This window comes from Streptomyces sp. A18 (assembly GCF_059026065.1).
Map to the genome: position 1 here is coordinate 540,366 of NZ_JBWLKL010000003.1, position 7,409 is coordinate 547,774.

The 7,409-nt window shown below is 70.7% G+C and carries 4 protein-coding genes and 1 tRNA gene; 2 read left to right on the forward strand and 3 right to left on the reverse strand.

The genetic code is table 11. The features are described 5' to 3' along the window. Positions 1-53 precede the first annotated feature (53 nt). Both AC5P1C_RS08085 and leuS read right to left on the reverse strand, forming a co-directional pair. Positions 54-866: a hypothetical protein gene (locus tag AC5P1C_RS08085; protein ID WP_493864951.1), complete on the reverse strand. Its 813-nt coding sequence runs from the start codon at positions 864-866 to the stop codon at positions 54-56. 196 nt (positions 867-1,062) lie between these two features. Next, positions 1,063-3,975 carry a leucine--tRNA ligase gene (gene leuS, locus AC5P1C_RS08090; protein ID WP_493864952.1) on the reverse strand — a complete coding sequence of 971 codons (2,913 nt, stop codon included), beginning with the start codon at positions 3,973-3,975 and terminating at the stop codon, positions 1,063-1,065. Positions 3,976-4,402: 427 nt separating this feature from the next. Between leuS and AC5P1C_RS08095 the strand changes: the two genes are divergently transcribed. Then, positions 4,403-5,617 (forward strand): ferric reductase-like transmembrane domain-containing protein, encoded by a 1,215-nt coding sequence (locus AC5P1C_RS08095; protein WP_493864953.1) that lies wholly within the window; start codon positions 4,403-4,405, stop codon positions 5,615-5,617. Next, positions 5,614-7,206, forward strand: coding sequence for an NADH-ubiquinone oxidoreductase-F iron-sulfur binding region domain-containing protein (locus AC5P1C_RS08100; protein WP_493864954.1), 1,593 nt, complete (start codon positions 5,614-5,616; stop codon positions 7,204-7,206). Before AC5P1C_RS08095 ends, AC5P1C_RS08100 begins: the two co-directional genes overlap by 4 nt. A gap of 128 nt (positions 7,207-7,334) precedes the next feature. On the opposite strand, the gene AC5P1C_RS08105 is transcribed toward AC5P1C_RS08100, so the two are convergent. Continuing rightward, a tRNA-Ala gene (locus tag AC5P1C_RS08105) sits at positions 7,335-7,407 on the reverse strand. Positions 7,408-7,409 lie beyond the last annotated feature (2 nt).

Here is a 7,409-nt window from a genome sequence, read left to right on the forward strand (position 1 = left end):
TTGCGGGTCAGTCTGCCAGCCGCGCTCCCGGCCGTGCGAGGTCGCCCTCGCGGTCACGTCGTGCTCTCGGGCCTGGCCTGCTTCTCCCAGGGGTAAGTGGGCCGCGGTGTCGGCGGCGTGATGGCGGGCCGCTCCGACTCCTGAGCCGATGCGGACTGCCTCGACTCCCCTGGCCTTCCCGACCTACCCGACGTACCCGGTCGGCCCGACTGCTCCGGCCGACCCGACTGCTCCGAAAGCTTCGACGGCTCCTGCGCACCGTCCTTGCCCGCGTCCGCCGCCGGCTCGGGCCACGCGGCAGGGGTCTGCGTGGGCAACGGCTCCGTCGTCCAGTGCCGCAGCGCGCCGGTCTCCAGGTCGATCTGCGAGCTCAGCGAGTCCAGATCGTCGTCCGCGAACCGGTGGGCCCGATCGCGCACCACCCACCGCAGCGAGTCAGCCGACTTCGTGATCTGCGCCGTGCGCTCCCGCAGCGCGGGGAGCCGCTCGGCCAGGGCCACCTTGTCCGGGTCCCGCTCGAGGCGCCGGAGCTCGTCGTCCAGCTCGTGCCCATGCGCGCTGAGCCGTTCGAAGAGCCCCAGGGACTCCTTCAGCGAGGCGTCCTCGACCACGCCCGCCTGGAGTGCGTCCTGCGTGGCCCGCATCGACGTGCGCAACGAGAGTCGCAGCTGGGCCAGTTCACCGGCCGCGCCCACCTGGGCGAAGCTCTTGGCACGGAGCGTCGTGTCCTCCACCGAACGGCGGGCCTGCGAGATCGTGCGGTCCACGCCGCGCTTGGCGGCACCGACGGCCTTCACCGTCATGTACACCCCAAAGACTAGAAACAGCACCACGAGCAGCGCCACGATCACGCCCACGGCTTCCATGACGCTCCCCTCAGGTCCTGCGGCGAGTTCCGCACCGACTCTTCAACGGTAAACGCAAAGGGCAGGCCGAGGGTTCCAACGGAACCCCCAACCTGCCCGTAAGGGAAGACCCCGACGCGTTACACCAGAACTACGCCGCGACGATGCCAGGACCACGCCGACACTACGCCGGGACTGCACCAGGACCGCGCCAGAACTACGCCGGGACGATGTTCACCAGCTTCGGCGCCCGCACGATGATCTTGCGGATCCCGGCACCGTCCAGCGCCGCCAGCACCCGCTCGTCGCCCAGGGCCACCTTCTCCAGCTCCTCGTCCGAGATGGCCGGGGAGACCTCCAGGCGCGCCCTGACCTTGCCCTTGATCTGCACGACGCAGGTCACCGTCTCGTCCACGACGTACGCCGGGTCGGCCACGGGGAAGTCCTGGTGGACGACCGTGTCGCTGTGGCCCAGCTTGCGCCACAGCTCCTCGCCGACGTGCGGGGCCAGCGGAGCGATCAGCAGCACCAGACGCTCGGCGACCGAGCGCGGCAGCGCGCCGCCCTCCTTGGTCAGGTAGTTGTTCAGCTCCGTGATCTTGGCGATGGCGGTGTTGAACCGCATGCCGTCCAGGTCCTGGCGCACGCCGTCGATCGCCTTGTGCAGGGCGCGCAGCGTGCCCTCCGCGATGTCCGACTCCGCGACGTCCGCGACGGTGACCTCACCCGTCGACTCGTCCACGATCAGGCGCCACAGGCGCTGCAGCAGGCGGTACTGGCCGACTACCGCGCGCGTGTCCCACGGGCGCGAGACGTCCAGCGGGCCCATCGCCATCTCGTACAGACGCAGGGTGTCCGCGCCGTACTCCTCGCAGATCTCGTCCGGAGTGACCGCGTTCTTCAAGGACTTGCCCATCTTGCCCAGCTCGCGCTTGACCGGCTCGCCCTCGAAGAAGTACTGGCCGTCGCGCTCCTCGACCTCGGTGGCCTGGACCGGGAAGCCGCGGCTGTCGCGGTACACGTAGGCCTGGATCATGCCCTGGTTGAACAGCTTGTGGAACGGCTCGCTGGACGAGATGTACCCCAGGTCGAACAGCACCTTCGACCAGAAGCGGGCGTACAGCAGGTGCAGCACCGCGTGCTCGGCGCCGCCCACGTACAGGTCGACGCCGCCTGTGGGCTGACCCTCGCGCGGGCCCATCCAGTACTGCTCGATGGCCGGGTCGACCAGCTTCTGGTCGTTGTGCGGGTCCAGGTAGCGCAGCTCGTACCAGCACGAACCGGCCCAGTTGGGCATCGTGTTGGTCTCGCGGCGGTACTTCTTGGGCCCGTCTCCCAGGTCCAGGGTGACGTTGACCCAGTCCTCGTTGCGGGACAGCGGCGTCTCCGGGGAGGTGTCCGCGTCGTTCGGGTCGAAGGTACGCGGGGAGTAGTCGTCGACCTCCGGCAGTTCCAGGGGCAGCATCGACTCGGGCAGCGAGTGGGCGATGCCGTCCTCGTCGTAGACGATCGGGAAGGGCTCGCCCCAGTAGCGCTGGCGGCTGAACAGCCAGTCGCGCAGACGGAAGTTGACGGTGCCCTCGCCGATGCCGCGCGTGGCCAGCCAGCCGGTGATGCGCGCCTTGGCGTCGATGACGCCCAGGCCGTCCAGGGAGATCTCCGCGTTCGAGGAGTTGGTCAGCTTCGCCTCGTACGAGGAGAAGGCCTCGTCCCACGTCGCCGTGTCGGTGCCGCGGTCGTCCGACGGCTCGACGACGCAGTGCATCGGCAGGTGGAAGGCGCGCGCGAAGGCGAAGTCGCGGCTGTCGTGCGCCGGGACGGCCATGATCGCGCCGGTGCCGTAACCCATCAGTACGTAGTCGGCGATGAAGACCGGGACCTGCTCGCCGCTGACCGGGTTGGTGGCGTAGACGCCGGTGAAGACGCCGGTCTTCTCCTTGGCGTCGGCCTGGCGCTCCACGTCGGACTTGGAGGCGGCGAAGGCGCGGTACTTCTCGACGGCCTCCGCGGGGGTGGCGTGTCCGCCGGTCCACACCTCGTGGGTGCCCTCGGGCCAGACGTCGGGGACGACCCGGTCGACCAGCTCGTGCTCGGGCGCCAGGACCATGTAGGTCGCGCCGAACAGGGTGTCCTGACGGGTGGTGAAGACGGTGATCGCGTCGCCCTCGGAGCCCACGGGGAAGTCGACCCGCGCGCCTTCGGAGCGGCCGATCCAGTTGCGCTGCTGCAGCTTGATGGCATCGGGCCAGTCCAGGCCGTCCAGGTCGTCCAGCAGGCGGTCCGCGTAGGCGGTGATGCGCATGTTCCACTGGCGCAGCTTGGCCTTGAAGACGGGGAAGTTGCCGCGCTCGGACCGGCCGTCGGCGGTGACCTCCTCGTTCGCCAGGACGGTGCCCAGGCCGGGACACCAGTTGACGGGCGCGTCCGAGGCGTACGCCAGGCGGTACTGGCTCAGCAGGTCGGCCCGCTCGTCGGCGGTCAGCTCGCTCCACGCGCGCGTGGAGCCCGGTACGGGGCGCTCACCGGCTTCGAACTGCGCCACCAGGTCGGCGATCGGGCGGGCCCTCTTCGCCTCCGCGTCGTACCAGGAGTTGAAGATCTGTACGAAGATCCACTGGGTCCACTTGTAGTAGTCCGGGTCGATCGTGGCGAAGGAGCGGCGCTTGTCGTGGCCCAGGCCCAGACCGCGCAGCTGCGACTTCATGTTCTCGATGTTGGCCTCGGTGGAGACCCGGGGGTGCGTGCCCGTCTGCACGGCGTACTGCTCGGCGGGCAGGCCGAAGGCGTCGAAGCCCAGGGTGTGCAGGACGTTGTGGCCCGTCATGCGCTGGAAGCGGGCGTAGACGTCCGTGGCGATGTACCCCAGGGGGTGGCCGACGTGCAGGCCGGCGCCGGAGGGGTAGGGGAACATGTCCATGATGAACTGCTTGGGCCTGGCGACCAGCGCGGCCTGCGCGTCACCCACAGCAGCCAGGTCACCGGCCGTGTCACCGCTCGGGTTGGGCGCTTCGTACGTGCCGTTCGCGTCCCAGAAGTCCTGCCAGCGTGCCTCGATGTCGGCGGCCAGGGCGGCCGTATAGCGGTGCGGTGCGGCCACCTCGGAGGCGGCAGCAGAATTCGTCTCGCTCATGATCCTCAAAGCTCCATCGATCGTCTCTGCCTGCGGAAATGACCGTCCCGGCCAAATGAAAAATCCCCTCACACAGGAGGGGACGCCGCGCCGATGCCGACCGCGATTTTCCGGCGGTCGGGACTGATCAGCGCGGCCCGCTAAGCAGAAGGCGTACGGCACGCATGGCGTCAGGGTACCGCAGCGCTCGCGCGGCCCGCGACGAGGTTCCGCCGCACCCACTCCTCGGCCGCTCCGTGGGCCACTGGAGGCCCGGAACCCGGCCCGCACCCAACCTTTGGCCAAAGGTTACTCCGCGTACCGACCCCTATCGGGGCAACACCAAGATCGCATCGCGTTTAGATAACAACGCAATAACTCAAACCTCGTACTCACTGGTATGCGGCCACTTAGCATGCGGCGATCGAGCCATTTCGGAGTCGCCCCCATGAACCCTCTGAATCCTCCCCGCAAGAGCCGCACCAACCGCTCCAACCGCTCCAACCGCAGAAGCCGTTCGTTCCCAGCCTTCCCCGAACCGAGCAGAAGCACCCGCGGAGTTCTCACCACCGCAGCACTGCTGCTCATACCCCTGCTCGTGGTCGTCGGGAGCGACGCCTTCCGCGCCACTCTGGACTTCACCACGGGCGTCCTGTCCCTGGTCGCCCTGACCGCCGCCGTCGTCTGGGGCCTGGTCGCCACGGACCGGCTGTTCCTGCACTCCCGTCAGCGACTGCTCGCCCAGGCCGTGCACCGGGCCACAGCCGTCGCCTCCATCGGCTTCCTGCTGCTCCACGTCACCGTCAAACTCGCGCTCGACCACGTGTCGCCGCTCGGCGCCCTGATCCCCTTCGGGCTCGGTTTCTCGGGCAGTGACGGGCTCATCGGCCTCGGCTCGCTCGCCGGGCTCCTCATGGTGGTCACGGGCGTCACCGGGGCCCTGCGCAGCGCCTTCGCCTCGCCCGTCCAGGTCGCGTCGCGCTGGCGTGCGCTGCACATGCTGGCCTACCCCGCCTGGTGTTCGGCGCTGATCCACGGTCTGTACGCGGGCCGCGAGCCCAAGCCGTGGGTGATCGCCCTCTACTGCCTCTGCCTGGCCTCCGTCGCGGGTGCCGTCGCGTTGCGCGCGGCCCCGCTGCCGATCAAGCGCAAGGTGGCCGCCCGGATCCTGGCCCTGCTCGAACCGGAGGGCAGGGCGGGCAGCAGAGAGCCCGTCCACCGGAACACCGCCGAGTCCCCGCTCCCCGGCACGGCCGCCGCTCCCGGCCGTGCCCCCGAACCCGGGTCCGACCCGGTGGTCGGCATCGCGGCGGCCTACCGCGTCCTCGCCTCCAACAACCAGCCCACGGAGGTCCTGCCCCGCACCGATCCACCGCCGCCCCGCTGGCCGGCTCCTTCGCCGCCTCCCCCTGCCGAGGCGCCCCACATCCCGTACGACACCTCGTACGACACCCACTCCACGGCGTACGGCTCCGAGGAAGCCCCCTACCGCTCCCATGACACCGCGTACGACTCTCCGTACGACGCGGCCCACAACGCCCCGTACGAGGCCCCGTACCAAGCCCCGTACGACAGCGGCCCCGCCACCGAACCGCTGCCCCAGACCTTCCAGGCGCCGAGTTCGGGCGAGCCCTGGAACGCCGCCACCGGAGGCCCCAAGTGAACGCGTCGCTGCCCGACGTCCCCGAAGTCCGCGTCGTCGGGCTTCCGCTCCTGACCTCGGGTTTCGATCTGGTCGAGCGCCTCGATCTGGCGATGCACCTGAAAGTGCACGGCCCGCTCGAACCCATCGCGGGCGAATCCCTCGCCGCCCTCTCCGAGGCCGTCTCGCTGCGCGGCAGGGGCGGCGCGGGCTTCCCCTTCGCCCAGAAGCTGCGCGCGGTCGCCGACGCGGCGATACGCCGGGGTGTGCGCCCCGTGGTCGTCGTCAACGGCAGCGAGGACGAGCCCGCCTGCCGCAAGGACACCGTCCTGATCAACCGCGCCCCGCACCTCATCCTCGACGGTGCCCTTCTTGCCGCCGAGGCCCTGGGCGCCCGCACGCTCGTCGTGGGTGTGACCCGGGACTCCACCGAGTCCTCGATGCTCGCGGCGCTCGCCGAGCGCGGCCTGACCAACCGGCGCGGATCGAGCATCCGCGCGCGCGTGCAGCGCAATCCGGTCCGCATGGTGACCGGAGAGTCGTCCGCCCTGGTGCGCTCGGCGGACGGCGGCCCGCCGATGCCGCCGGGGCGCAAGGTGCGCACGTCCGACTCCGGGGTGGGCGGAGCGCCCACCCTGCTGTCGAACGCGGAGACCTTCGCCCAGCTCGCGGTCGCCGCCCGGATCGGCGCCGACCGCTACTGCCGCACCGGCCTGCGCGAGGAGCCCGGGACGGTGCTGCTCACCGTCTCCGGAGCCGTCGCCAGACCCATGGTCGTCGAGGTCCCCACAGGAGTGCCCTTGCGGTACGTCCTGCAGCTGGCCGGTGCCCCTCCGCTCCCCCAGGGTGTCCTGACGGGCGGCTACCACGGCAAGTGGCTCGACGCGATCACCGCTCATGACGCGGTCGTCTCACGCGCCTCCCTGGAGGCCTGCGGCGGCGCGCTCGGCGCGGGCGCGATCCTGCCCATCGGCCCAGGCACCTGCCCGCTCGGGGAGTCGCTGCAGGTGGCGAACTGGCTGGCCTCGGAGAGCGCAGGCCAGTGCGGCCCCTGCTATCTGGGCCTTCCCGCTGCGGCCCGCGGCCTCGCGGACGTCCTGGACGGCGGCGGTCCCACCGCCCTGGAGGCGCTGCGCGAGGTAACGCGCGCCGTGAAGCGGCGCGGCGCCTGCAAGCACCCCGACGGCACGGCGGCCTTCATCGAATCCAGCATCTCGGCGTTCACGGACGACCTCGCCGCACACGTCCTGGGCGGCGGCTGCGGTCGCCCCGTGGAGGGCGTCCTGCCGCTCCAGGCGGAAGCCTCTGGGGCGGAGGCCCCCAGCGGCCGCAAGCTCGCCGTCGACTGGACGCTCTGCCAGGGCCACGGGCTGTGCGCGGACATCGTCCCCGAGCTGATCCAGCTGGGCCCCGACGGCTTCCCCGGCGTCGCGGAGGCCTCCGTACCGCGGTACTCCGAAGCACGCGCCGAGCGTGCCGTACGCCGCTGCCCCGCGCTCGCGCTGCGCATCGAGGAGGACCCCTCCATGCCGTCGCCCCGCACGGCGCTGCCGCTCGCGCTGCCGCCGGGCCGCGGCCGTGGCCGCAAGGCGCTCGGCAGCGGACGGTGACGAACCGCCGACGGGCCTCCTGGGAGACACCCGGCGAGACGGAAGCGAGACACACGGGAGCGTGACAGACGGGAGCGAGACACACGAAAGCGGGCCACCCGATCCGGGTGGCCCGCTCTCATCTGCTGTGGAGCTAAGGAGAATTGAACTCCTGACCTCCTGCATGCCATGCAGGCGCTCTACCAACTGAGCTATAGCCCCTT